The organism is Vulcanisaeta sp. JCM 16161 (assembly GCF_001316285.1).
Genome location: NZ_BBDO01000006.1, coordinates 13,802 through 37,017 on the forward strand (window position 1 = coordinate 13,802; position 23,216 = coordinate 37,017).

General features: G+C 44.2%; 32 protein-coding genes and 4 pseudogenes. 16 read left to right on the forward strand and 20 right to left on the reverse strand.

What is annotated here, in order from left to right; all coding sequences use genetic code 11:
- The first annotated feature begins 240 nt into the window (after positions 1 to 240).
- The 3 genes and pseudogenes from JCM16161_RS08395 to JCM16161_RS08405 all read left to right on the forward strand — a co-directional run bounded on the left by JCM16161_RS08395 (position 241) and on the right by JCM16161_RS08405 (position 2,525).
- Positions 241 to 1,793: pseudogene (locus JCM16161_RS08395) on the forward strand (hydantoinase B/oxoprolinase family protein).
- A gap of 120 nt (positions 1,794 to 1,913) precedes the next feature.
- Positions 1,914 to 2,218 (forward strand): annotated as a pseudogene (locus JCM16161_RS08400) (HEPN domain-containing protein).
- Complete coding sequence (locus JCM16161_RS08405; RefSeq protein WP_243670941.1) at positions 2,208 to 2,525, forward strand: nucleotidyltransferase domain-containing protein; 318 nt, start codon at positions 2,208 to 2,210, stop codon at positions 2,523 to 2,525. Before JCM16161_RS08400 ends, JCM16161_RS08405 begins: the two are co-directional and overlap by 11 nt.
- A gap of 15 nt (positions 2,526 to 2,540) precedes the next feature.
- Here JCM16161_RS08405 and JCM16161_RS08410 read toward each other — a convergent pair whose 3' ends face one another.
- Complete coding sequence (locus tag JCM16161_RS08410; RefSeq protein ID WP_054855584.1) at positions 2,541 to 3,452, reverse strand: hypothetical protein; 912 nt, start codon at positions 3,450 to 3,452, stop codon at positions 2,541 to 2,543.
- A 44-nt stretch (positions 3,453 to 3,496) separates the two neighbouring features.
- On the reverse strand, positions 3,497 to 4,261 hold the full coding sequence (locus JCM16161_RS08415) for a hypothetical protein (protein ID WP_054855585.1): 765 nt from the start codon (positions 4,259 to 4,261) through the stop codon (positions 3,497 to 3,499).
- Between the two features lie 249 nt (positions 4,262 to 4,510).
- Here JCM16161_RS08415 and JCM16161_RS17195 point away from each other — a divergent pair, with 249 nt between their 5' ends.
- From JCM16161_RS17195 to JCM16161_RS17225, 10 genes are all read left to right on the forward strand, one after another.
- Positions 4,511 to 5,230, forward strand: a complete 720-nt coding sequence (locus tag JCM16161_RS17195; RefSeq protein ID WP_243670943.1) for a hypothetical protein — start codon at positions 4,511 to 4,513, stop codon at positions 5,228 to 5,230.
- Between the two features lie 17 nt (positions 5,231 to 5,247).
- On the forward strand, positions 5,248 to 5,538 hold the full coding sequence (locus JCM16161_RS17200; protein WP_243670944.1) for a hypothetical protein: 291 nt from the start codon (positions 5,248 to 5,250) through the stop codon (positions 5,536 to 5,538).
- Entirely contained in the window at positions 5,499 to 5,912 is a 414-nt protein-coding gene (locus JCM16161_RS17205; protein ID WP_243670946.1) for a hypothetical protein, read from the forward strand. Before JCM16161_RS17200 ends, JCM16161_RS17205 begins: the two co-directional genes overlap by 40 nt.
- Before the next feature lie 32 nt (positions 5,913 to 5,944).
- A complete protein-coding gene (locus tag JCM16161_RS17210; RefSeq protein WP_243670948.1) occupies positions 5,945 to 7,933 on the forward strand; it encodes a hypothetical protein in 1,989 nt (662 codons plus the stop codon).
- Between the two features lie 10 nt (positions 7,934 to 7,943).
- Positions 7,944 to 8,597, forward strand: coding sequence for a hypothetical protein (locus JCM16161_RS08425; protein ID WP_054855697.1), 654 nt, complete (start codon positions 7,944 to 7,946; stop codon positions 8,595 to 8,597).
- A 1-nt stretch (position 8,598) separates the two neighbouring features.
- Positions 8,599 to 9,432: a single-stranded DNA endonuclease gene (locus tag JCM16161_RS08430; RefSeq protein WP_243670950.1), complete on the forward strand. Its 834-nt coding sequence runs from the start codon at positions 8,599 to 8,601 to the stop codon at positions 9,430 to 9,432.
- Between the two features lie 269 nt (positions 9,433 to 9,701).
- Positions 9,702 to 10,067 (forward strand): hypothetical protein, encoded by a 366-nt coding sequence (locus tag JCM16161_RS08435; protein WP_054855586.1) that lies wholly within the window; start codon positions 9,702 to 9,704, stop codon positions 10,065 to 10,067.
- Between the two features lie 3 nt (positions 10,068 to 10,070).
- A complete protein-coding gene (locus JCM16161_RS17215) occupies positions 10,071 to 10,502 on the forward strand; it encodes a hypothetical protein (RefSeq protein ID WP_243670952.1) in 432 nt (143 codons plus the stop codon).
- Positions 10,460 to 10,885 carry a hypothetical protein gene (locus JCM16161_RS17220; RefSeq protein WP_243670955.1) on the forward strand — a complete coding sequence of 142 codons (426 nt, stop codon included), beginning with the start codon at positions 10,460 to 10,462 and terminating at the stop codon, positions 10,883 to 10,885. Before JCM16161_RS17215 ends, JCM16161_RS17220 begins: the two co-directional genes overlap by 43 nt.
- Positions 10,886 to 10,893: 8 nt before the next feature.
- The gene (locus JCM16161_RS17225; RefSeq protein ID WP_243670956.1) at positions 10,894 to 11,127 is read left to right on the forward strand and encodes a hypothetical protein; all 234 of its coding nucleotides are present in this window, start codon (positions 10,894 to 10,896) and stop codon (positions 11,125 to 11,127) included.
- On the opposite strand, the gene JCM16161_RS08445 is transcribed toward JCM16161_RS17225, so the two are convergent.
- From JCM16161_RS08445 to JCM16161_RS17270, 15 genes and pseudogenes are all read right to left on the reverse strand, one after another.
- Positions 11,114 to 11,701, reverse strand: a complete 588-nt coding sequence (locus JCM16161_RS08445) for a DUF99 family protein (protein WP_054855587.1) — start codon at positions 11,699 to 11,701, stop codon at positions 11,114 to 11,116. The genes JCM16161_RS17225 and JCM16161_RS08445 overlap by 14 nt on opposite strands.
- 62 nt (positions 11,702 to 11,763) lie before the next feature.
- Entirely contained in the window at positions 11,764 to 12,246 is a 483-nt protein-coding gene (locus tag JCM16161_RS08450) for a hypothetical protein (protein ID WP_243670962.1), read from the reverse strand.
- Positions 12,212 to 12,376 carry a hypothetical protein gene (locus tag JCM16161_RS17230; RefSeq protein ID WP_243670964.1) on the reverse strand — a complete coding sequence of 55 codons (165 nt, stop codon included), beginning with the start codon at positions 12,374 to 12,376 and terminating at the stop codon, positions 12,212 to 12,214. Before JCM16161_RS17230 ends, JCM16161_RS08450 begins: the two co-directional genes overlap by 35 nt.
- A 548-nt stretch (positions 12,377 to 12,924) precedes the next feature.
- Positions 12,925 to 13,203, reverse strand: a complete 279-nt coding sequence (locus JCM16161_RS17235) for a hypothetical protein (protein ID WP_243670966.1) — start codon at positions 13,201 to 13,203, stop codon at positions 12,925 to 12,927.
- Positions 13,204 to 13,537: 334 nt separating this feature from the next.
- Positions 13,538 to 14,410: a hypothetical protein gene (locus JCM16161_RS17240; protein ID WP_243670968.1), complete on the reverse strand. Its 873-nt coding sequence runs from the start codon at positions 14,408 to 14,410 to the stop codon at positions 13,538 to 13,540.
- Between the two features lie 74 nt (positions 14,411 to 14,484).
- Complete coding sequence (locus JCM16161_RS17245) at positions 14,485 to 14,685, reverse strand: hypothetical protein (RefSeq protein ID WP_243670970.1); 201 nt, start codon at positions 14,683 to 14,685, stop codon at positions 14,485 to 14,487.
- Entirely contained in the window at positions 14,667 to 15,353 is a 687-nt protein-coding gene (locus tag JCM16161_RS08460; RefSeq protein ID WP_243670972.1) for a dihydrodipicolinate synthase family protein, read from the reverse strand. Before JCM16161_RS08460 ends, JCM16161_RS17245 begins: the two co-directional genes overlap by 19 nt.
- 53 nt (positions 15,354 to 15,406) lie before the next feature.
- Positions 15,407 to 15,634: a hypothetical protein gene (locus JCM16161_RS17250; protein WP_243670974.1), complete on the reverse strand. Its 228-nt coding sequence runs from the start codon at positions 15,632 to 15,634 to the stop codon at positions 15,407 to 15,409.
- Positions 15,635 to 15,675: 41 nt separating this feature from the next.
- Positions 15,676 to 15,897 carry a hypothetical protein gene (locus tag JCM16161_RS17255; protein ID WP_243670976.1) on the reverse strand — a complete coding sequence of 74 codons (222 nt, stop codon included), beginning with the start codon at positions 15,895 to 15,897 and terminating at the stop codon, positions 15,676 to 15,678.
- Complete coding sequence (locus tag JCM16161_RS17260; protein ID WP_243670978.1) at positions 15,894 to 16,772, reverse strand: hypothetical protein; 879 nt, start codon at positions 16,770 to 16,772, stop codon at positions 15,894 to 15,896. The genes JCM16161_RS17255 and JCM16161_RS17260 overlap by 4 nt, the downstream gene beginning before the upstream one ends.
- Before the next feature lie 59 nt (positions 16,773 to 16,831).
- Positions 16,832 to 17,896, reverse strand: coding sequence for an AAA family ATPase (locus tag JCM16161_RS17265; protein ID WP_243670979.1), 1,065 nt, complete (start codon positions 17,894 to 17,896; stop codon positions 16,832 to 16,834).
- Positions 17,868 to 18,050, reverse strand: coding sequence for a hypothetical protein (locus tag JCM16161_RS08470; RefSeq protein WP_054855588.1), 183 nt, complete (start codon positions 18,048 to 18,050; stop codon positions 17,868 to 17,870). The genes JCM16161_RS17265 and JCM16161_RS08470 overlap by 29 nt, the downstream gene beginning before the upstream one ends.
- The gene (locus tag JCM16161_RS08475; protein ID WP_054855589.1) at positions 18,037 to 18,723 is read right to left on the reverse strand and encodes a hypothetical protein; all 687 of its coding nucleotides are present in this window, start codon (positions 18,721 to 18,723) and stop codon (positions 18,037 to 18,039) included. The genes JCM16161_RS08470 and JCM16161_RS08475 overlap by 14 nt, the downstream gene beginning before the upstream one ends.
- Before the next feature lie 71 nt (positions 18,724 to 18,794).
- Positions 18,795 to 20,100 (reverse strand): annotated as a pseudogene (locus tag JCM16161_RS08480) (heat-shock protein Hsp70).
- A 6-nt stretch (positions 20,101 to 20,106) separates the two neighbouring features.
- Positions 20,107 to 20,289 (reverse strand): hypothetical protein, encoded by a 183-nt coding sequence (locus JCM16161_RS17270; RefSeq protein ID WP_243670981.1) that lies wholly within the window; start codon positions 20,287 to 20,289, stop codon positions 20,107 to 20,109.
- Positions 20,290 to 20,498: 209 nt separating this feature from the next.
- Here JCM16161_RS17270 and JCM16161_RS08490 point away from each other — a divergent pair, with 209 nt between their 5' ends.
- Positions 20,499 to 20,870, forward strand: coding sequence for a hypothetical protein (locus tag JCM16161_RS08490; protein ID WP_243670983.1), 372 nt, complete (start codon positions 20,499 to 20,501; stop codon positions 20,868 to 20,870).
- 53 nt (positions 20,871 to 20,923) lie between these two features.
- Positions 20,924 to 21,212, forward strand: a pseudogene (gene albA / locus JCM16161_RS08495) (DNA-binding protein Alba).
- Between the two features lie 68 nt (positions 21,213 to 21,280).
- On the opposite strand, the gene JCM16161_RS08500 reads toward albA, so the two are convergent.
- Both JCM16161_RS08500 and JCM16161_RS08505 read right to left on the reverse strand, forming a co-directional pair.
- On the reverse strand, positions 21,281 to 21,838 hold the full coding sequence (locus tag JCM16161_RS08500; RefSeq protein WP_054855698.1) for an ATP/GTP-binding protein: 558 nt from the start codon (positions 21,836 to 21,838) through the stop codon (positions 21,281 to 21,283).
- Positions 21,839 to 21,847: 9 nt separating this feature from the next.
- Complete coding sequence (locus tag JCM16161_RS08505) at positions 21,848 to 22,345, reverse strand: hypothetical protein (RefSeq protein ID WP_054855591.1); 498 nt, start codon at positions 22,343 to 22,345, stop codon at positions 21,848 to 21,850.
- A 139-nt stretch (positions 22,346 to 22,484) separates the two neighbouring features.
- Here JCM16161_RS08505 and JCM16161_RS08510 point away from each other — a divergent pair, with 139 nt between their 5' ends.
- Entirely contained in the window at positions 22,485 to 22,829 is a 345-nt protein-coding gene (locus JCM16161_RS08510) for an arcadin 1 (RefSeq protein ID WP_054855592.1), read from the forward strand.
- Between the two features lie 3 nt (positions 22,830 to 22,832).
- Here the strand turns inward: JCM16161_RS08510 and JCM16161_RS08515 are convergent, their stop codons facing one another.
- Entirely contained in the window at positions 22,833 to 23,186 is a 354-nt protein-coding gene (locus JCM16161_RS08515) for a DNA-directed RNA polymerase subunit K (RefSeq protein ID WP_054855593.1), read from the reverse strand.
- Positions 23,187 to 23,216: the final 30 nt, after the last annotated feature.

Below are 23,216 nucleotides of genomic sequence, written 5' to 3' on the forward strand. Positions count from 1 at the left end.
ACCATGTTTAGCAACGACGTCCTTTAAATCAGTAATAGCCTTAACTAGGTTATTAACTGAGGACTTAAGATCATTAATGTCCAATAAGCCCATTACCGCATACCTAACTCCTCATCCTCCTTCAACAGCCTCAGAAGCTCCTTTCTGAGATCAAAACCCATGCCCTATTATGATCATGCTTAATTATTTAAACCTACCCATGGCAATACTTTATTAAGAGCTTGTAAATGCATCCTTAGGATGGTCTCGTGGGAATTAATATTCAGGGCTTCAGTATTCATTGCCGAGGAGATGGGCGTTGCACTGCGTAGGTCAGCCTTCTCACCCAATATTAGGGAGCGTATGGACCACAGTTGCGCCATAACGGACGCTGAGGGTAATATCGTGGCCCAGGCAGAGCATATACCTGTGCACCTTGGTTCGTTCAGGGTGGGCGTTAAAAACCTGCTTAACTGGCTTGGTAGGGAGGGTGTTGAGCTCGGCCCTGGCGATGTAGTGCTTCTCAATGACCCATACATATCGGTACGCACTTAAATGATGTCATGGTTATGGAGCCGATCTACGTTAATAATAGGCTCATTGGTTATGTCGTTAATAAGGCTCACCATGTAGACGTAGGTGGGCCCGTGCCAGGTAGCATAAACCCAAGCGCCAGGACAATCTATGAGGAGGGTTTAATCATACCACCAGTCAGGATAATGAGTAAGGGCGAGCTACAGCGTGACATGCTCAATATAATACTTAGTAACTTCAAGACCCCGGAGACAGCAATTGGTGATATAACGGCTCAATTAGCCGCGAATAGTTGGTGTTGCCAGTTAGGGAGTTGGTGGAGAAGTACGGTGTTGATGAGGTTGTAAATGCGTGGAGGGAGGGTATCGAGTACGGCAGGAAGTTAACCCTAATGGAGATTGGTAAGTGGCCCAGGGGAAGCTACGATGCGGTGGACTACATGGAACTCGGTGATGAGTTACTACCCATTAAGGTTTCCGTGGAGATTAACGAAAACGGTATCAAGGCGGACTTCAGCGGCACTCATGAACAGGTTGAGGCGCAATAAACGCTGTCTATGGTGTTACCTTCTCCGCAGTGTCATTCGTAATTAGGTCCTTGGTTCAAAGTGACGTACCGACGAATGAGGGCTTTTATGGGGTGATCGATGTTACGGCGCCCGAGGCACATTGGTCAATCCAAGAAAGCCGGCGCCTGTGAGTGGTGGTAATGTTGAGACGACTCAGAGGATCGCCGATGTAGTATTCAGGGCATTAGCTAAGGCATTACCCAACAGGGTCCCCGCGGCTGGTTCTGGCACTATGATGAATGTAATGATTGGTGGAACATTGCCTAATGGCGGTTACTGGGCTTATTACGAGACGATTGGTGGTGGGACTGGCGGTAGGCCTGGCAAGCCGGGCGTGAGTGGTGTTCATGTTAATATGACGAATACGTTAAATACACCCATTGAGATAGCCGAGAGGCAATATCCACTACTGTTCACGGGCTATAGGATTAGAGATGGAAGTGGAGGTGATGGGCTGTACAGGGGTGGTGATGGAATTATGAGGTCGTTCAAGGTACTGACTAGGGCGAGATTATCAATAATGGCTGAGAGGTTCAAGACAAGGCCCTGGGGTCTGTGGGGCGGTGGTGACGGAGCGCCGGGTAGGGTCACTATTAGGAGGAGTAATGGTGAGGTCATTAATTTACCGAGTAAGGCAACAATAGACCTGGAGCCGGGCGATGAGGTAATAATAGAAACACCAGGCGGTGGAGGGTATGGTTCGAGAAGGTGATTTTATTAAGGTCCAGTAATATACTGTGATGAGCGAATGGGTATTAGGGAGGAAATCAATACATTAATTAGGAGGGCCAGGGACTTCTTAAGGACGGCCGGCTTTCAAGTGGAGAATGGGATGTATGATCTAGCTATTTTTAACCTTGAACAAGCCCTTCAATTATTCTTGAAGGCAAAAATCCTTGAGTACGGCGCTCAATACCCACGTACGCATAGTATACGTTACTTGCTTAAGTTTTTGCGCGATATTGTGCCAAGCGATAAGAAGCGTGTTGTGAGTGAATTATTGGATAAGTATTTATTCGAACTGGGCGTACTTGAGGACGCTATATTGGTGCTAGGTATGTGCCAAGGGAGTATACGAGGGAGGAGGCTGAAAGGTTAATTAAGGTTGTTAGTGAAATAATGAGTAGTGAATTATGATTATCTAATTAAGGATGCTAGGATGCGTCAGGACGTATTCAAGAATCTTGATAAGTACCTTCACATCATTAAGGAGGTTGTTAGGTCCATAGACCCTGATGCTGAGGTTTACCTATTCGGTTCTGTTGCTGAGAATAGGTACGCATTATCGAGTGATATCGATGTATTAGTAATAACCAATGCCGACCCAGGGATGGTTCTCGAGAGGTTGTGGAGGGCAGGTATTGGACCTCCCTTTGAGGTACATGTTAGAACGCCAGACAAACTAGTTTATTATGAAAGGTTTGGTAAGTTAATCAGGATATGATCACCATTAACCATTTCAGGTATTACACATTATTTGCCCCATGTATGGACTTGAGTAATTGAGTATTATGCCCATCGGCCAATAATAGTTATTACCATTGTTTTGCGCCCCGTTCGTGCCTATGAACGTTAAGTATAATTGATTTATCCCTAATTGCGTATTTGAGGCACTAATCATTACCTGTGTTTGCGTGTAATAAGTACTCGCCGTGACCGGCTGCGGCGCAAACAGCCCAGCAAATGTCATGGCCAGGCTAGCTACGATACCCCAGGGGTCAGGTAATAATGATAACGCGAATGCGCCTACCGCAAATGCGATACCAACTGGGTTTGGATTGTACGTGGTTATTAATGAGCTTAACGTAAGTGAGACTCCTCCCGTTCCTAGATTAATGCTTGGCTCATTTTGACATAGTGGTGTTCCGCCTGCTCCAACTATTTCATAGCCATCATAAATCGGTAGTTCATAGCCGAAGTAATTCGTGTTCACGAACATGCTCGTTATTGGCCCATTACCCATGTCAACGCTCGGCATTAGGTATAGTGTGTTTGTGTCGCCACTGGGCATTGTGTTGCCCCCGAAGCCCAGTATGTACGTGCCGTTAGCCCAAAAGATGTAATTACCGGTGTCGTAGTAGAACGAGACAAAGGCAATGTAGCTATCGAAATACGCATAGGCAAATCCAGGTCCATTAACCTGGTAAAGTATTGTACTGCCTACTAAGGCGCCATTGGCCGTGCCCGGGGTTAAGGATGTGTCTGGCTCAACGGTGATTGAGTAGTAATCATTCCATAACTCAATGTTCATATTATTGTTAAATTCAAATAATGGACCAACGAGCTCCAGGTATGATGAACTCCACGTGCCCGTTGGGATGTAGTAGGCTGTCCTGTTCAGTACTCCGTAAGGGCCGCTACCTGATTCCACGTAACCGTTTACCGTGAAGGATATGCCGCTAATGCCCGACTTGGTTAGGACATTCTCGCTCCATCCGATGAAGAATTGGGGCCATGGACCTCATACTCAATGCAATCAGCTAGAATCCACGCGCTAGGTCCTGGTGGGTTATTCTCAACCACACCATTACCATTGCAGTTACCTATATATGTAAACCCTTCGGGCGGTGGTGGCGAACCACCACCGCCACTTATTACCTGCGGCTTAACCATAAATGGGTCTTTAATGCTATTAATTGGCTTAGGAGTCATGAGGTCGTTTCTTGTCATGTTCGTATTAACTACGATTGTTAATGGCTTACTCAACGCTAGGTAGCTAGGTGGATATGGGATGGTGATTACCTTCGTGTATACCTCAGATGGTCCATTCACGTATGTTATAAAGGCTATTAATGACGGCCATACCGCATCGCTGTAGCTGCCGTACCAGTCACTCGCTATCTTCACGACAAATGGGCTATCTAGATTTATGGATACCGTGCCTAGGCCTTTATAGTAACCGACTACGTATATGCGTCTTAGTGTGAAGGCGAATAGGCTTACCGTGACCTCAATGGGCTGTCCATCCATGTATACGTGAATTACCAAGGTTGGATGCCCAGTGGCACTGCTGCTGTAATATTCAATTAACGCTGACTTTGTCTTAATGGTCTTAAACGGTATTACGTAGCTTTGGCCGAGACCTACGTTAACCGTCAATGTCATGACAAATATCACGGTGATTATAGCAACTATTAAGGTAATCGTAATCAAATACTTAGAACCTAATCTCATGGGCATCAAACATTTATTTCTTGCGGTACTTTTTTTTACTCTGGCTGTTCTTAAAAAGTGAGTCGAGGAAATCAAGTTGCTTCGGTATTTCGAACCATTAATGGTATTCGATCTTCATTCCTCGGTTAAAGTAATTCTTATGCCAATGATGACTTATATCGTAACTATACTCCATGATTAGCATGTCCTTGGGTAAGCCTAGTTTATTTTGTTTGTTTTCTTAATTAATGGCTCATAATAATTCAATCATTGATAATGTATAGTAGGTTTGGGTTTATTGATAGGCCGTTGAATCCAAGCGGAGTTCCGCCAATTGAGCGTAGGTACTCGCCGGTGGGTTTTGAGGGTGAGCTTGAGAGGGTTAGGGCTGCAATCAACGCGTTTCTTAAGGGTAGTGACAATATTGCTGTTGTCATTGTTGGGCAGTATGGTTGGGGTAAGAGCGAGTTGCTTGATGCTGTGGAGGCTGCGGCCCAGGGGCTTGGGCTTAGGGTTCTTAGGCTTCCATTGACCTTTGGCCTTGATATTAATGTCGTAATTAACTCATTGCTTAAGGCTCGCAATAACTCCAGTGAGCCGTTGCTCCTGCTTATTGATGAGGCTGACGAGGTTAGTAGGGCTATTGAGCTTAGTAATGCCCTTAGCCCAGGCGATGCTGCTAAGGTTAGGGACTTGGTCATTAGGCTTGGCTCCCTAATTAGGGCGTTGATCGAGCCTAGGAATTACAGGGATGTACTAGGCGTGGATCCCAGGAGACTTGGTAGGGTAATGGTTGTGCTAGCCTTCACGCCGCAACTGTACTATAATATTCTCAAGAACATGGTACCCGACGTTTTCGATATAACGAGGGGTAGGGTGTACATGGAGATAGTGCTTGATGAGAGGATGCCACTATGGCTCTATGAGGCAATGCTACTGCAGCGCTTTAATGCCTACTCAACCGATGAGAGGCTTGACCTAGTCAGGAAGGCCTAATCAGTGGTCTTCACCCATTGAGGCGCGAGTATCTGGCCACGCTTTATGAGCTAGTGGCTAACACCGAGGGTGGTAAGGCATCGCCGAGGGCCTTGGTTAAGTTCACGTCTAAGCTCCTGGATATGGTTGTGGAGAGTGGTAAGGAGCTTAATTATGAGTTATTTGAGGAGTTCCTAAAGAGCGAGGTTTCCGGTGGTGAGTTGAAGGCGTACCTTGACGTGATTAATGAGGGACCAATGATGAGAAGGGCTCCAGGGTATTCAGGGCATTGTTATTATCAGGCATTCCAAGGGGTATTAGTGATTTAAGTTCGGAGCTTGGGTTTGATGTTACATCGTACATCAATGCAATGGTTAAGGCTGGGCTAGTTGAGGAGGTTCAGGTCGCTAGGTTTAAGCTTGATAATGATGGATTGATTAGGGTCAATAATGAGCTAGTTAAGCTAAACATGGCGCCTATCGAGGGTGACCTTAGGGATATATCGATAAGCTACGGCATGTATTACACGGCATATGAGGGTGAACCCATAATCTACGTGGTATTTCCAGTCAATGCCAGGGTTTCATCAATCACAGGCATAACTAGGGCATACCAAGTATCGCCCAGGCTACATAGGATGTTTGTTTTTGGTAAGGAGCCTGAAGAGGTCATTAGGCTAAGGAGGAGGTTAGTAAGGCCATAGGCATTGTTAATGCATTTCGTGAGGACTTGGCGATGGAGATCGTCAGGGCAGCACTTGGTTCGCAAGTAACGCTTTACCCATCGTCAGGCGCCCTGTTTGGCATTATTGAGAATCCGCTCGATGTTAGGATTGGGGTTATCGTGAGTATGGATGGGGAGCCCAATCAACTCATTAAATTACTGAGTAAGGTGGTTAATGAGGGCGTAATTACGGTTAATGGTCAGGAGAGAGTTATCGACTCGCTATTGGTCATTATTGTATCGAGGACCCTACTTACCAATGATATCGCGAAGAGCATTGTCGAGCCTATCAGTAGGTTATCCTGGAAACTCGTGCTTGGTCCGGCGACCGACTTTACGTACTTCTCCATATTTGGTTCTGATAGGATTGATGATCTTAGGTCCATAGTGATTGGTTCCAGGCTTGAGAGACTAGATAGGGTTCCCAGGGAGTACTCGGTCTTCCTCGAGAGACTTAATGACTATAGGGATGAGGTGTTGGCGTTTAGGGATAGGGTTAGGCAGAGGGTTCTTCAGTACACGATGGCCATTAGGCGCGGCGCTAAGGAGTCAAAGGACTCAGTGATTAGGCATATAGTTGAGGCTTGGGTTAAGGGTGAAAGCCTTGATGATCAGCCTGAGATCTTTAGAGATGAGGGTGGTAGGGCTAGGGTTAGCCCTGTTGAGTTGAGTCTCATAAATTACCTAAGGTCATTGGGTAAGCAGAGCTTTACGGTGAAGGAACTTGAGTACCTCATAAGGAGGTTATACCCTACACACCTGTGGAGGGAGTTTAAGGAGGGCGATTTGATTAAGTTATTAAGTCTTAGGGGATTGTTATTGCCAATTAATGATGACCTGACTGAGTATGCCCCATACTCGCCTGAACTCGTGCCTAAGGTATTAACCATACTCAGTGAGCATATGGAGAGACTTGGTGAGGCTCTCCGTAAGCCGGTATCGATAAGCATCGATGAGTTGAAGATTAGTATTGAGGTTCAGCCTGGGATTAATGCTCAGGATAGTGATTGTGAGAGGGCCTTCACATTATTAAAGGCTGTGCCTGAGACATCGAGTGAGTTCCTAAAGAGGTACTCATTATTTATGCTATGCATTGATAGGTTGGAGGGTGAGGTTGATCAAAGGCTTGAGGAATTGAATAAGGAATTATCGGCATTATCATCATCACTGAATAATACGATTAGGGACCTATTGAACAAATTGGGTAGTGCCAGGAAGGGCATTAATGAGGATTTATCGGCGCTTTCAAGCGAAATTGATTCGAGGATTAATAACTTAATTGAGAGGATTAAGTCATATATCCTGAAACTCAATGGTCTTGAGTTAGAGAATATTAAGGAGAGTTTACCAACAATACTTGAAACGATCAATTCCGAGGTTAATGGCATGATTGAACTAATGAATATTCTGAGAGGTATTGAGGATAGGATTAAGGAGTACGTAGAATTAACGGGCATCTTAAGAAACGCGTCGGTCATATTGGGTAAGGGCATTCCTGAAATGAGCACTGAGGACTTTATGAATGACTTATTACCATTAATAAAGCATGGTTCATTGGACTTATTGAATAATTACTTAAATGAACTAACACGCATTGTCGAGTTAAGGCGTAAGGAGCTTAGTGAGGTCTTGGGCAATGTTAATGCATTGATTGATAAGTACGTTAAGATGACAGCATGGCTTAAGAAGAGAATAAGTAATAAGTTAGTTGGTAAGTTATTAGGTGATAGAGTTCCCGAGATTCCAAGCCCATCACCAACATTCGACAATGCCAAGTACATCAGCGATGCCATTAGGAGCATCGACGAGGTGATTAATAAGATTAGCAAGGAGCTTAACATACCCAGGGACTTACTCATTAAGGTCGCATCGTTGGGGCCTAATGTGGGTATTGACGAGGATTCCATAGCCAGGGAGCTCAATATTGATGCCTCCACAGTTAATAAGTACCTGGAGAGTATGTGGAGGGCAGGTTTAATTGATAGGAGGTATGTAACGTGAGGTGATGTTAATGAAGATAGCAATTCTTGGGCTAGGGAGGAATTGCATACCCAATGAAGTATTTAGTTGTGAATATGATGGTGATGCGAACGTGATCATCGACTTGATCGGCAGTCTTAAGTCATTGAGTGTTAAGGCTCAGTTAATAGTTTCATCGAACCCTGAGCCCCTCGTTCAAGTTAAGAGGCGCGTGGTTGATGAGATTGCGATTGGTAATTCTGTGTTAAGGACTTTAATAGGTCTTGGGGAGCTCGATGGTGATGCCGTTATTAAGGGTGTTAGAGGTGAGGCATTTGGTGTTTCAGTGAGTGGTAAGGTCGTACTCTTCGCAAGGCCATTACTAATCTACCTAGTCCATGACTCTGAACCACTCATTAACGAGTTAAAGCTCCTGCTTAATAATGCCCCACCTAGTGTTAGTATTGAGGATGTGATTAGGGAGTTGGCATCATTAATAATTTCTGAGAGACGTAGTAAGAAGGTTTCACGCACATTGGCTTACTTAGAGGAGTTTCTCCAGGATAATGATGTCAGTAAGTTACCGCCATACATACTTGACCTACTGACTAGCGTTGGTGCTGTGCAGGGTGATAGAGTTAATAGGGAATTGATTGAGAGGATAATAAACGAGGTGAAGACTAGGATATACCCGAGGAGGGGCTAGGATGTTTAATGACGTAATAGTAAACATGCTTGAGCTCATTGAGACCAGGATCGCTCAGATGAGAGATAGAGCCCTAGAATTACTTAACAGTGCCAGTGATTTCATGAACTACGTAATTGAGATTGCGCCTAATAGGGAGTTCACAAGGTTTATAGCCGTTGATTCTGGGTTCACTGAGATAGCGTACTTAGGTTTTAGAATATCCGTTATTAACGTGGCCCTACTAATGAATATTGATGGTAAAGGGCACGTAATAAATAGGTTCGATGCATTACTTGGAATTTCCAGTGAGGAGTTAGAAAGAATGGCACTGGACATGGAGGTTCAATACGCCCTGGAGTACTCAAGATCCTTCCCCGTGGATATTGTGTTGCTTGATGGAGCATTAATAGGGAGGAACTATGTGAATAGGTTCACAATCCCATTGCTTGCCCACGTTAAGGATATTAAGGTCAATAGGTATTCGCAGGGAATAACTAGCAATGAGTTTAGGAATTATGTTAATAGGGCGTTGCAGATAATGGAGGAGCCATTGGTGATGCACATGATTATGGAGACCTACAGGGCGAGGAATAAGTCGGTTAATGCCCTAATTACCAAGCCTTATGTTGTCGGTAAAGTTGGTGACAGGGAGGTTTATGGGTTCTACGTTCAATACCTACCAGCGACATTACCAATATACACCGAGTACATGGGTGATCCCGACATGATTCAGCGTGTGATATCGCGCTTAGTCCCGTTATCCACAATGCCGAGGCTTGGGTACCAGCTCCGCTTTACATCGTTGATAGGGTTGCTAAGGTTAACTCGGACTTCAGGGAAATGGTTAGGTTGATAATGGAGAAGTTGGGTGGTGAGGTTTTGAGCGAGTTGAGGGGGATGTACTTAAGGATGGGGCTTAATGAGTATGTGAAGAGTAGGTGATGATGAAGTAATTCAGTATTATGGCGGGATTTATCATCCCGGGTTCATCTCATCAAAGCTAAGCGCTCAGCAGCGTCCTCGACCTAATCACCGGCTATAGCGCATTTTCTCAGTAATTTAACTCTTTATTTCCACAATGACCATTAAGCAAATAAAGTACTAAAGGCTTTGTTTTGCTGGATGTTGATTTACATCGTTCGTGCCATGAATGAGCTTAGGAGGTGCCTAGCCCTCTATGATGAGTTTGAGTGTTCGGCATACCTTAACAGGACCTATGGCACATGGATGGTTAGGCTAAGTAATGATGAGGCCAATTCAATACTTAGCGAGGCGTCTAAGGAATGCACGCAGGTTGAGAGTAGTTTCCTCTACTGCATATTCTGTGTTGGTTCGCAATGCAGTATGGAGCCCTCGGAATCCGTGACTAAGTACATAATTGATTGCCTCAATAAGCTCAATATCAAGCAGGGTGTAAGGGATGCACTGAGAAGCATGCTTAATAAGGCTGTGGAGATTAATTCCGAGGTCGCCTGCACCGGTGAGTGACCAATGCTTAGGCAGGTAATCTTTGGAGGTCTTTTCGACAAACTACCTCAGGATGTTTATAGAAGGTGGTTCGTATATCAAATGAGGGTTTCCCAGGCATTAATAATAATCTCCATGGCATCATTCGTAATTGGTTCGGCTATTTTGGCGCTGAGGTATGGGCGATTACACGGAGACTTAATGCTCGGAGGCCTAGTACTATTCTACATCGGCATAATGTTTAGCCAACACCCTGGTTTCACGAGAGTTATGCCGAGCCCACTTGCGTCAATGCTGGTAGGCGTACTAACCATTGCCTGGTTTATGACCTACGCATTGGGGCTATGGTTTAGTTGGGTCGTGGGTATAGTCCTAGCGTTATATTACGCATTACTACTAATCATCAGGGCGGCTTGGGTAGGAAACCCCTTTACTGGCCCAACACATTCTTCCTAAGTGGTTTAATCAGCCTAATGATCGCCTTATACCTGGGTGGTTTTAGGCCGGTGGTGTTCCCTGTGGCGTCCATTGTCAGCCTCATGAGGCGTGTTGAGGGAAGGCAGAGGCCTATTTACGTAATTGATGTATTATACGCGGTCCTACTTCCCGTGATGACGTACTTCCTCAATAATCCCATAGACCTGGCGATCCTCTCACTATTCACGTTAGTGGTCATTGGCGTGCCCAGGAAATTCGGGCCTGCATTTAAAACCATATACTCAAGGGCGTATCCAATCGGTTCATCGCTTGGCAGGGCTTCGCTGGTAATTACGGCCATACTATCACTGATTGGGGTACCACTGGGTGATGCCATTCATATGCTCTTCATAGGTTTATAGCCGTGATAATGTCCTCACTCTGCATACCAATGCTTAACCCTGGTATTCTCTGGTTCTCAATGAGGCGCTACGGTATTGTAGGCTTCGAAATACCAACCCTTCTCTTCATATCGGCAGTACTACGAGCAATCTACTACCTGGTTGGTCCTCCATTAATTGCCTTATCACTAATCCTCGTGTTTATTGCGTATATCGAGGTCGCAGTATCATACTTAAGCGGTGAGAGGGTTAAGGTTCTCTAACGTAATTGAGCAGGGCATTTGCTATTAACCTGGCAACCCTAATCGGTTCAGGTCTCTTACCCTCCTTAATGAACTTCTTAATTATTGTCCTAGCCGTCCTATAATCAATACCCGTAAACCTCACGTAAATCCTCAAACCACCAGGTAATAGCATCTCCTTAGGCTTGCCCAACTTCTCGTAAAGCCTTATTCTCACATCCGAGTCATTTGGAAATAACTTCCTTATCGCATTTACAACATCGCCCTCAGGCTCCTCAAAGGTTAGGCACATTATTGGCAGGCCCAGCTCATTCACCAGCCTCTCCAGGTCGATTATGTTGTACCAAGATATTATACAACCATCAATCATCACTAACTGAATATCATTCCTATTAAACGACCTATATAGGCTTATTACGGCATCCGTCGCATCCAAACCACCAACAGTGGTCCTACCCAGTGATACGCCGTCAATAATGCCATCACTCCTCATGACAACGCCAACCAATATCGAGTACTTAAGGTCAAGCCTAAAACTCTCAGCTATGCCAAGAGCCCTTACGCCAGGCTTACTAACGAGCGAGTCAACGTCCATATCGTGTAAGTCCCATAAAATCTTAAATACTACTTATAATACTTAACGGATCCTTCTCATCATTAACTAACCTGGACAACCTTACCGTACTTGCACGTATACGTATGCGGATTCCCATAGTAATTAGTTGCATTAAGTATAAAGCCGAACGTGGGTAAGCCGTAGGCCTGCGATGCGTCAATAACCGATACGTATAGGTTTGTACCAACACCAATGTCGAAGAACTCAACCCAGGTCTGTTGCACCGTTATCGATGATGATGGAGGTAGCGACATACTCGCGATGTTAAATAATGCACCACCAATACTCACCAAGATATCAAGAGGTTCAGTACCGGGTATTAATGCCACAAGACCAAGGGCTATTCCAGCAAGCCATGGTTTTGGTGCGCTTAAACTATACGCAGTATTAATACCACCAAGCTGTACCTGGTAATACCCATTAAGTGCGCCAACGGGGCCATTGCACTCATAGAGGTATTCAGTGCTTGTGTATTCAAAACTAGCATAGTCAATGGCTGAGGATGCATAGTGCTGAATGGCCAAAGTACTCCTTAGCCAGTGGTATTGCACCGTAATGCAATAGGCCGATTGTGCCATTGCCGTAATCAAGCGCGGTATTGTAAGTATCATGTCCAGGTACATAGAGCACCTCAGAAACGGTTGTCGTACCCAAGTATTCCGTATAACCAGTCGTTGGGCCAACGTACCAGGCGCTGTACTGAATAATAGCCAGGTAGTATCCTTATAGTAGTATAGATAGAGCCTGGCTCATCTACCTAAGCACTAATTCCGTAGGTATGAAGTATGGGCATTACCCCACCCGGTAGATTTGCATATACATTGCGCTTCAAACTAAAAATGCAATGATTATGGAGTTATACTGATACAATACATGATACACACCCTACTTATTGCAGTAGATGTTCCTAGATAGGCTGTGTCGAATTAATGATTATGCCCACGGGGAATGCTTCACTACTTACCGAGCCGTAGTTATACTTCATGGGTGTTCCGTAAAACGCCACATAGTATGCCGACCATAATTGGCGACTAAATTAATTACAGTATTGAAGTAAAAGAATGATGAGGAACCTGGCGGTGGAACCATGAGACCAGCTATGCCAAGGGCCACAGACGTGGCTAAGCCTGCCAGGAACTGATCACCGCCAAATATCGCGGCTATGCTTGAACCAACACTTGGGTAAGCAAGGATTAAACCAGCTATGAATAAACCACCTCTGCAGCCACTCCATATGGGTTAGGATTGAATGTTGATGCAGCCACACTTAATGAAAAGTAGCAGCCTGATGATGTACATGTTACACTGGGACTTGACGTGCATAAACCATTATAACGATAATTACCGTTACTATCCCTTGAAATGAAGACATAGTCATAAACATAGTTTGGGCTAATTAAACTGAACTTAGGCGCTATCTGGCTCATAATGAAGCTCGTAATGCCATTGCCGAGGTCAATGCCTGGCCATACCCACAGCACATTATTATGTATTGCACCTGGTAACAGGTTGATAACTGCAGTAGCATTAGCATATTCATCAAGTGGATAAGTATAGCCGTTCTGATCGACGTAGTAGCCTTCGAACTGTATTAAGGCTAGGGTGCCATTGATACCTAGGTAAAGGAAGCCAGGTCCCCTATTGACATAGTAATAAAGGTTTGGGTATGAATACGATAACGAGGAACTTGACGAAAATGCGAAATATACATAGACATTATCAACATAGTTATAGCCGTTATAGCCTCCATAAATAGGTAGATTACCTGAAAACTGTAATGTTGGTCCAACAACCTCAAGCCCAGAACCGGGAACATTAGCAGCTCCATATAGCCAGAGCCTTTTGAGCGTAACCGCCTATACTCAGCACTATTCCGCCGCCAATATTGTTACTCCATGCGTCCTTGCCCCAGGCAATCCACAGTATGGGTATTGAGCCATTAAATCCAGCGCAGGCACGTGGTTCCCAATAAATAATTCCTGTTCCGGCATATGTTGGTGGTGGAGCGGCATTCAGTACATTAGTACTTCCGAGGCAGTTATATGGTCCCACGAAGCCGTATGGGTCAACCGAGGATTTCATTATTGATAAAGTGGTATTTATAGTGCCATAGCTATAGTCAACCTTTATTGGCTTTACCCTGCTGAAGTCTACATATAAGTTTATTACTATTGATTCATTATTTATTATCCAGATTGGGCTATACGGAATTGTCACTACTACAGTTCTAGTCTCGTTTGTGGACTTATTAAAGTACGTAATGAATGCAAGCAGAGATGGCCATACCACATTTGGTGAATTCCCATTTAAGACGAGATCTTTCACGGTCTCCCTGGCAATGTCCATTATTGGCTTTGACGTTAGGCTTATGTTTACTGAGCCGACTCCATAGTAATAACCTATTGTATAAATGTGCCCTTCACCTAGGGCGAATAGGCTTACGGTTAATGGCACTGGATTATTGCTTAAGTATCCATGTACTATGAGTATTGGTTTCCTTGCTGTTGCATTATAGTAGTAAACCTGGTATGCATTAGTACTGATCATTAGTATTGGCTTGGGGTTCGGCGACTGAGCAAATGTACTCAATGCAATGAGTATGATAATGGCAGTAATTGATATAGCCAGCACCGTTATTGCAATACCCCTCCTATTGATACCCATGGACATCAAATAATCATTAATCACCAAGTTTTTTTTACTTCGGGTGTTCTTAAAAGATAGTCGAGCCAAATTGAATGAATATTTAAAATTTAATGGCATTACACCCTGGGCTTTAGTCCCAACCTCATTAATCCATCCCTGAGTCTCTGCACCTCTGTGTCGCTTAGTGGTCTTAGGTATGGTTCCTTAACGGTTCCGAAGTCATAACGTAGTAGGTGGACTAGCTTGTAATAACCATCAACGCCTGGGTATTCCTTAATCAACTCCCTAATCCTGGCTATTAGGTCCTGCTTCTCCATGGCTGACTGTAGCTTACCAGCCTAAAGTCGTTAAACATATCCCTCATGACCTCGGGAAGCACGTTGGCCATTGCCGAAATACAGCCCTTAGCCCCAACCATGAGCGCTGGTAATATCGTGGAATCCGCGCCATTGAGCACAGTTATGCCTAACCTAACGTGACCCATTATCTGCGTTATATCGCCAGTACTATCCTTAACACCAGCTATTCTGACGCCATCGCTTAATAATTTCGCTATTAAGTCAGGAGTTACGTTAAAGCCCGTGTTCTGCGGTATGTTGTAAATGAATATTGGTAACTTCGTTAATTGAGAGAGCTTCTCATAATACCTCCTCAGCGTTTCATAGTCAGGTTTGTAATAAATTGGTGGTATTGACGAGATAGCCACCGCACCATACCTCTCGGCAAGTCTCACAGTCTCCACAACATCCTGCCAATCAAATGAGAAGACATGAACCATTAACTGCCTATTGGTGTTCCTTGAAATGACATCAAGGGCCTCCCTCCTCTCCTCAAGCGTTAGGTATGGCCCCTGACTCGTCGTACCAAATGGGTAGAAGCCATCAACGCCCGCCTTCGTTAGTGAAGCAACGTGTCTCGCAAGGGACTCCTCATCCAATTTACCGTTTTTGAAAGGTATTGCTAAGGCTACGAATATACCCTCCATTGAGTATTCGGAAATAGAGGCCCTTAATAAAGCTATTTACTTACATATCATAATTAATTAAGCTCCTGAACAATCCTCCTCTCATTACCCTCCTTAACTAGCCTAATAATGCTGTACTTAACATTAGTCTCCCTAGCCGCATTGATTATGTCGTTGACTAAGTCCTCTGACTGGGTCGTGATTATTACCTGGTTGACCAAGCCCTCACTGATAAACCTCGCAAGTAATGATGCGAAGGCCCTCCTAATGTTCACGTCAACATAGGGTATTGGTTCATCCATGAGTAGGAAGTCAATATTATGATTAGTGGCCCTATAGACACTTAGTAGGAATGAGAGGCTATCGTTAACCTCTGCCCATCACTAAGCCTGGATATCGTGACCTTCCTACCCCCAGGCCTGATTGCATAGAGCGTGTACTCACTAACAACACCAACAACGCCCCTATCCCTAACCGTAACCTCAATGCCCGCCCCCTCGAGATCGCCGTATGGGTATAGTAACTTAAATATCGAGCCCACGTTATCCCTAACGATTTTAATCATCTCATCCCTAACCCTGGCCTGAACCTCCCTAATACCAGCCTAATCCTAACCAACCTATTATAGAAGTCCTCGAGGAAGTCGAGCCTCCTCCTAAGCACTGATGGATCCTCCTTATCAAAACCAAGGCTTGACAAGGCCAATTCAAGCCTACTCAACTCCGCCGAGTCATCACTCAACTTAGCCCTAACCTGGGTCAGCCTCTCATCTAAATACCTGATTTGATCCTCAATGCTTATTACTGTTCTTGTGTCAATACCGAGACTACTAAGTTGCTGCCTAAGCTCCTCCTCCTGCTGTCTCAGGGAATTGAGCTCCCTATACTTCTTAAGGTATGAAATAGCCCTATCAACGTCATCGATCTCAGCCCTAAACTCATCAATAAACCTAGTGAGCGTCTGAATTCTCCTATCAATATCCCTAATAGACCTCTCAATCGTCTCTAACTTCGAGATAACGGCCTCAAACCTGGACCTAACGTCACGTGCACGTTCAATGGTGGCGTCATAATCATTAACAATGGGTAACAGGGTTTCCATGTTCGTTAAGGCCCTCTCCAACTCATTCAATTTACTTTTCATTTCCTCAATCTCGTCACTACGGCCCCTTGATAACTCCTCAATTCTCTTCCTAATGTTTTCATAATCCTCCTCACTCAATGGCTTATTACAAACTGGACACCTCTCCTCATGATTATTAAGTATGTATTGAAGAACATTGAGCAGCGACACCCTAAAACTCTCCTCAGAACTAAGCTTCTCAAGCCTACTCCTTAGCTCATCAATATCCTTCTTAACCTTAATCGGTTCACCATACTTACTAACCAATGCCCTATACTCCCTAACCCTGGGCTCTTCCTGAGAAAGTCTCGCCTCCAACTCCTTAAGCGATGCCTTCAGCGATTCAGACTGTATCTCAAGATCGTTACGGACATTACTTAGGTACTCTCTATCCTCGATAAGCTTATCCTTAAACTTAATAAGTGACTCAAACGCCTTATATATGCTTCAGCCGTCTCAGCCAGGTTATCGTTTGTCACCACCAACTTACTGACCTCATCAGCCTCCTTAACGAGTGCGTACTCCTCAAGCTTCTCAACCAAGGAATCCCTAAGTCTCTCAAGCCTAAGCCTAATACTGGTCTCATTAATCTCCTTAACACCAGCCCTCTCAAGCTCCTGCTCAAGATTCTCCCTCCTAATCCTAGTCGCTATGTAATTACTATATACCTCCTCAACACCCTTAAAATTCCTCAGTAGCTCCTCCCTCTTCCTTAGTAAATCATTATAGGCATTACCAAGTTCCTCCTCCTCCCTCCTCAACCTATCAATCTCCTCCCTAAGCTCATTAACCTTCTCCCTAGCCCTCTCAATAGAGCCGTACTTAACGATTATTTCAGGGAGCTCCTTAACGCTGGCCAGTCTCTGCCTAAGCCTATTAATCAACTCCTCAAGCTGCGACATGGGCAATGACCTATTCAAGTTATCAAGCACCTCAAGCCCAAACAACTTATCAATGAATAGGCTCCTCTTCGTAACACTACCGTAGACTAAAGCCTCAAGGGTCCTGTGCGTAACCAATACAAACCTCTCAAAATCATCATCATCAACGCCCAGGACCTCTATGATCCTTGTATTAACACTATCACCTTTGTACCTAGTACCGTTAATTAATGCGCTGGGGCTTTCCCTAGCTGTTTCACCGGCTCTCCTAAGTTCCCTAACCACCTCAAGGCCATCTGTAAGGGTTAGCTTAACGAGTGAGGAGTCAGCATCCTCATTTATAAGGTCGGCTATCTTTGAAACCCTCTCCTTAACCTCTAGCTGGGTTCCATAAAGTGCGTACTCAATTGCCTGCACAATACTCGTCTTACCAGAGCCGACTGGTCCATGGACTATATTAATCCCGTCACTAAATTTAACCCTATGTTCACCCCTAAACCCCCTGAAATCCCTAATAAATAATTCATTAATTCTAACCCTCATTCTCACCCACCTCAACACCAACCTTACTTAACTCCTCATTAATCGCCTTAAGGACACCCTTCTTACCACCCTCCTTATAGGCCATGTAAAGCCTAATGGCTAATTCAGCATCCTGACCAAGCCTATCCTTTAGAAACCTAATTATTAATTCATCAAGCTCACCCATTCCCACCACCCCTCCTCCTCAGCACCTCAATCCATGGATTATTACTGAGGAAGTCAGGCAATTCACCACTGACTGCTGATCCCTCCTGCATCGTGGTACCGGGGTTTTTCGCCATCTGCGTTCCGAGGCTTTCAAGCCTATTAACTCGCTCAATTAAGTCGTTAATTACCTGTTCAATCCTCATTATCCTATTCCTCAACTCATTAATGTCATTAACCAGCGGTTGAATGTTAATACTCGATAGTGCGTTCTTCATATCAATAACCGCTCTCTCAAGGTCATCAATTCTCCTTTTAATGCCTTCATCAACGCCTTGTTGAATCTGTATTGGTATGCCTGGTATTAACTCCTCTACGGCCTTCTCCGGGTCGGTTGACGACAAGTCATATATGTAAACACCAACCCTATTACTCCTGAATAGTTTACCATTGATTAAGTCCCTGGCACTCTGTGGAAATGCTATGTATGCCTTATTGTAATTAAATCTATTCCTCATGACGTTACTAAGCTCATCAATTATGTAGGACTCCGTTGGGAATTCCTCAGTGGATATCCTGAGGTAAACAGTGTTATTGCCCTCCATGAGTACGATCTCCCTATCACTTAGCTTATCCACTATCCTAAAGCCCCTCTGTAGAAGCCACTCCTCGAGAAGCTTCCTTGCAATCTCAATACTCATTACGCCTACACATTATTAATTAACAACTCACTTTTTAACCTAATTGAATCATTAGGTTAAAATGAACAAACCTATTGATGAAGGTAATACCAACCCTCCTTGGTTCTTTCATTCCACTTCACATTGCCAGGCAATGCATAGCCATATATGATGGCTCCCTTCCAAACACTGAACTGTGGATCCTTAACAATACTAATACTCAACTTACTGGCTAGGTCAGGTAATCTTTCGGAAACCATTAACCTAATCTTATCCACGCTATTAACAGCCACATCCTCGAGACCGGGAGGCACAGACCAATTAAAGGCACCACCACTAAGTATTATCGTACTCATTATCTTATCCTGAATCTCCACAGGGACCTTCCTAATACTCGTTATCAACGCCTCGGCAATATCCATCTCACCATAAAACACCATATCACCAACCGTGGCATCCTCAATCACAAGCCTACCCTGCTGAATATAACTCGTGAATATGTCATGCCTTGGATTAAAGATAACCTCGCCAATTAAAAACCTCATCCACGCAGTATCCCTCAACTCAACCTCAACCAATGGATTCACCCTAACCTTAATCGCGAATCTATCCGGGTCCTCCCTACCTTTTTAATGGCTCATCGAGATTCCTCGGCACTAATCCTACGGCCCTTTTCACGACCTCAACCACGTACTCATCCTTGGCCAAGTCACCATAGCCCGAGTCCTTAAGGACCTCCCTAGTAACCGCATTTGCCTCGGCCCCACCCCTATTGAGCGCCACAATTCCCTCCCTAATGCCCGTAGCTAATTGGTACGAGTTGTATATTGCCATGTCCAGCCTCGATCACGGTGCATGTCACGGCCTTCTCAGCAATTGCAACGGCGAATGGCTGGTCTATTATGGTCACCGCCTGAAGCAATTTACCGCCAAACTCCTCATCAACCTCCTTATGGACCTCAATCATTCTATCTCTCATGTAATCAGGCGCCAATGCTGATAATGCAACCACCAGGAAGAAGCCTTAAAGTCAGGTCTTCTAGTGAAGTCTGAGAAGAATTGCGAGAACCCGTACCTAGCGAGCTCCTTAACTATCTTCCATGAATCCTCATCCTCCTTCCTAATAACACCATCCTTAAGTGGATAACGCAGGTTCCTAATGGCATCCCTAATCGAGCTTAAGTACTTGGGTATGTCATCACCAACCACAACACCCCTCTCAAGAACCTCCTTAGGAACCAGCAACTTAATACTCTCGGGTAAGTCCCTGAGAAAAAGCCCACGGCTCTGAATCATGTATGGCTTATCCCTTAGGGTTATTGGGCCGTACTTAAAGTACCCAGTGCCGAAGTCCTCCGCATATACATAGTTAAGCTTATACTTGCTCTCGTCCATCATGTCGAATCACCATATCGCCTTTATCGTGATAAACTCATTATTAAACATTATTACGTACGTATCGTCAAACGACTTAACCCTAGGCCTTAAGTACTCCCTCAACCTATCTGGCAATGAGTTAATTGACCCATTTATACAATTAAGCACTTGGTCAAGGACGTTCTTTAACTGTTCGTTTGTTGTCTCCACGTAATACATTGCTTGGTACTTAACACCGTTGTCTATGGCTATAACTTAAGGTTTAAGCTACTTAATAAGCATGATATGAATTTACGTCCCTCCCTAATCACGTCATCCTCATTCTTTATCTCGCCAACCTTACACTCCTGACAACTCACATGATTTTATTAGCAATAAGGTTTATAAGGAGATTGCGCCTCTTGTGACGGGATTATAAGGTGCATAGTATTATGGAAAGCGAGTTAATTCTTGAGGTTAAGGATCTTGGAAACATAGTAATTAGGTTGGAGCCGGCCCTATCGCCATTGACGTACTCAAGGTTGGGTAAGTCATTACCGACTAGGGCAAATGCGATTAAGTATAGTCAAGTAATATTGATACCGTTGGATTTAGGCCTTGTTAGTGAGGGTAAGAGGACTAGTTTAAAGCCGTATGAAGTTGGTTACTGGGTTAAGAAGAGGAGTCTGGTGATTGCTCTGGGCAATGTTGATCTTGGCGAGCAGGTGAATGTGCTTGGTTATGTAATTAATGGTGCCGAGCTTCTTAGTAAATTGAATGGCGGCTACTCCATTAGACTTTCGATTAGGTAGCTAGGATTAAGCTTTTAAAGGGTTAGGGAGGTACCGAATACGGCGGAAGAAATATGAGCACACCACAGCAGGAAACCACAATACTAGTGGGTAAAAAAACCAACCACAAGCTATGTAATAGCGACAGTAATGAGCTTCAACGCAGGAGCCAAGAAGGTAATACTAAAGGCCAGAGGCGGTGCAATAGCCAGGGCAGTCTCGACGGCAGTAATGATAAGGGACAGGTTCCTACCAAACCAGGTAAAGATAAGCGACATAAAGCTACTAACTGACAAGGTAACTGGGCAGGGAGGAAAGGAGAGGTCCGTGGCGGCTATTGAGATAGTACTTGAGAGAATTTAAGAGCGTATAATGAATGAGTAGCTTCAAAAATTAAGTAAAATAAATACAATAATTAATTCAATTACTTATCACCATTTATACTTAGACATCTCAAGGAGATAACTCCTAATTTCCTCAAGGAGAGTGACAAGAACAAATAACGCGCTCCTCCTGTTAGTGGCTATTAATGGCATAACCTTAACCTCATAAGGAATCTTCAAAATGCTCTTAATCGTGGGTATATCCACGGCAGTGGGTACATCCTGCTTATTCGCAGCTACTACATGAGGCGTTGATGGGAAGTTTTCCCTAAAGAAGTTATACATGCCCAGGGCCTCCTTAACCCTCTCCTCACTTGAACTATCAACTATGAATAAATATCCATGCATACCCCTAGCAATGATCTTCCACATAAAACTAAATCTCTCCTGACCAGGGATGCCAAATAGGTGTACAACAAGGTCCTCCCTCACCTTCATCCTACCGTAATCAAAGGCTACCGTGGTACTCCTCTTGCCATTAATTGATTCCTTGGTTATCGGAACATCGGTCTCGATGGGTAATACCTCACTTAGTGTTTTAACAAAGGTTGTCTTTCCAGCGCCGTATGGCCCGGCTATTACAATCTTTATGGTCTTTATCGGCATTGTTCTCACCTACATGACGGCCTTGCTCCTTATGAAATTGATCACATCCTCAATATCCTTAGGCGTTATCTCGACATTCACAACCTCTATCATCTCCTCCTCACTAACACTGAGCAACTTTCTCAGTAAGTCGTACAGCTTGTCGGCATATTTCTCGAGTATTATCCTGGTTAAACCTATTGATGCCTCAGAATTAATTATAACCATGATATAACCCGCATCCCTAATATTCATTAATTGAATAATTCCATCAACACCCTGCATTAGAACATAGTTAACACTACCAATGGGTAACGTAGATACTAACCCCTTCAATGATGATATGAATCTTGGGGCGGCGAAGAACGTATTCCCTGCATTGATTAGGATTGTGTTTGTGACGTATGTAATTACTGTGCCCTCCTTATCCATTATATAAACAGCCCTTATCTGATCAGGACTTTCCGAAATAATCTCCTCAGCCGATGACCTAACCTCATTTATGATTCTTTGAATATCACTATTCACAGTCCTTTCTATTTATTATAATTTTTAAATCTTTCGATTTCTCTTATGCGAATAGGGGTAATCCATGTTTCAACTCCATTAGTATGCACACCCAAGTGCATAATAAGTTTTTTTAAATGCATGATGCGAATTAATACGGATGATAACAATAAAGGGATACGTGGTAAGTAAGACGCTGGTTAATGATCCTACGGGCGGTAGAATGATAGCTATACAAATTGTTGAGGAGAGGGAGACGCCTGGTCCACTCATTACCGGCACTGACGAGACATCACAGATGATGAGGGACGTGATGCCACTTGTCCAGCAGTTGCTTAGGTCAATGCCCATGGTTGGGCCATTAATGAGCGGTAAGGTTCCAATACCGAGACTTCTGATTTGGCTTAACGAGGATGAGGCCGAGGCATTAGGTCCTAAGTTGGATGTTGGTGACGCCGTAGAGATTAGGATAGATAATGGGAAGTTGGAATTAGTCAAGGTTTAGTAATCAGATCTTTACGTCAAATTCCCTGCTTAAACTGAGTAGGTCCTTAAGCTTAATCCTCATATGCCTCCCATTTGGTAATGTCCTAACTATAATGAATGGAAGTAATCCCCTGCGAACCTCCTCCATGGCGATATCTATTGGATCATACGTACCGAGTTCCTGAGGGTTAATAAGCGGTTGGGCGCCCATTGCCAATTGCTTTGCTCTAGCCGCCACTATCCTGGCAAGTTCGTACTTAGTTATCCTGGGCGGGTACGTCAACTTACCCTTAATTAGGTCATTAATTGTATTTAGAACACTGGCCAATGCGTCCTCCTTAAGGATGGAATTTGAGGCTTGGTTTGACGACGACATTGAAGAATACGAAAATAAAATCGTTTAAAA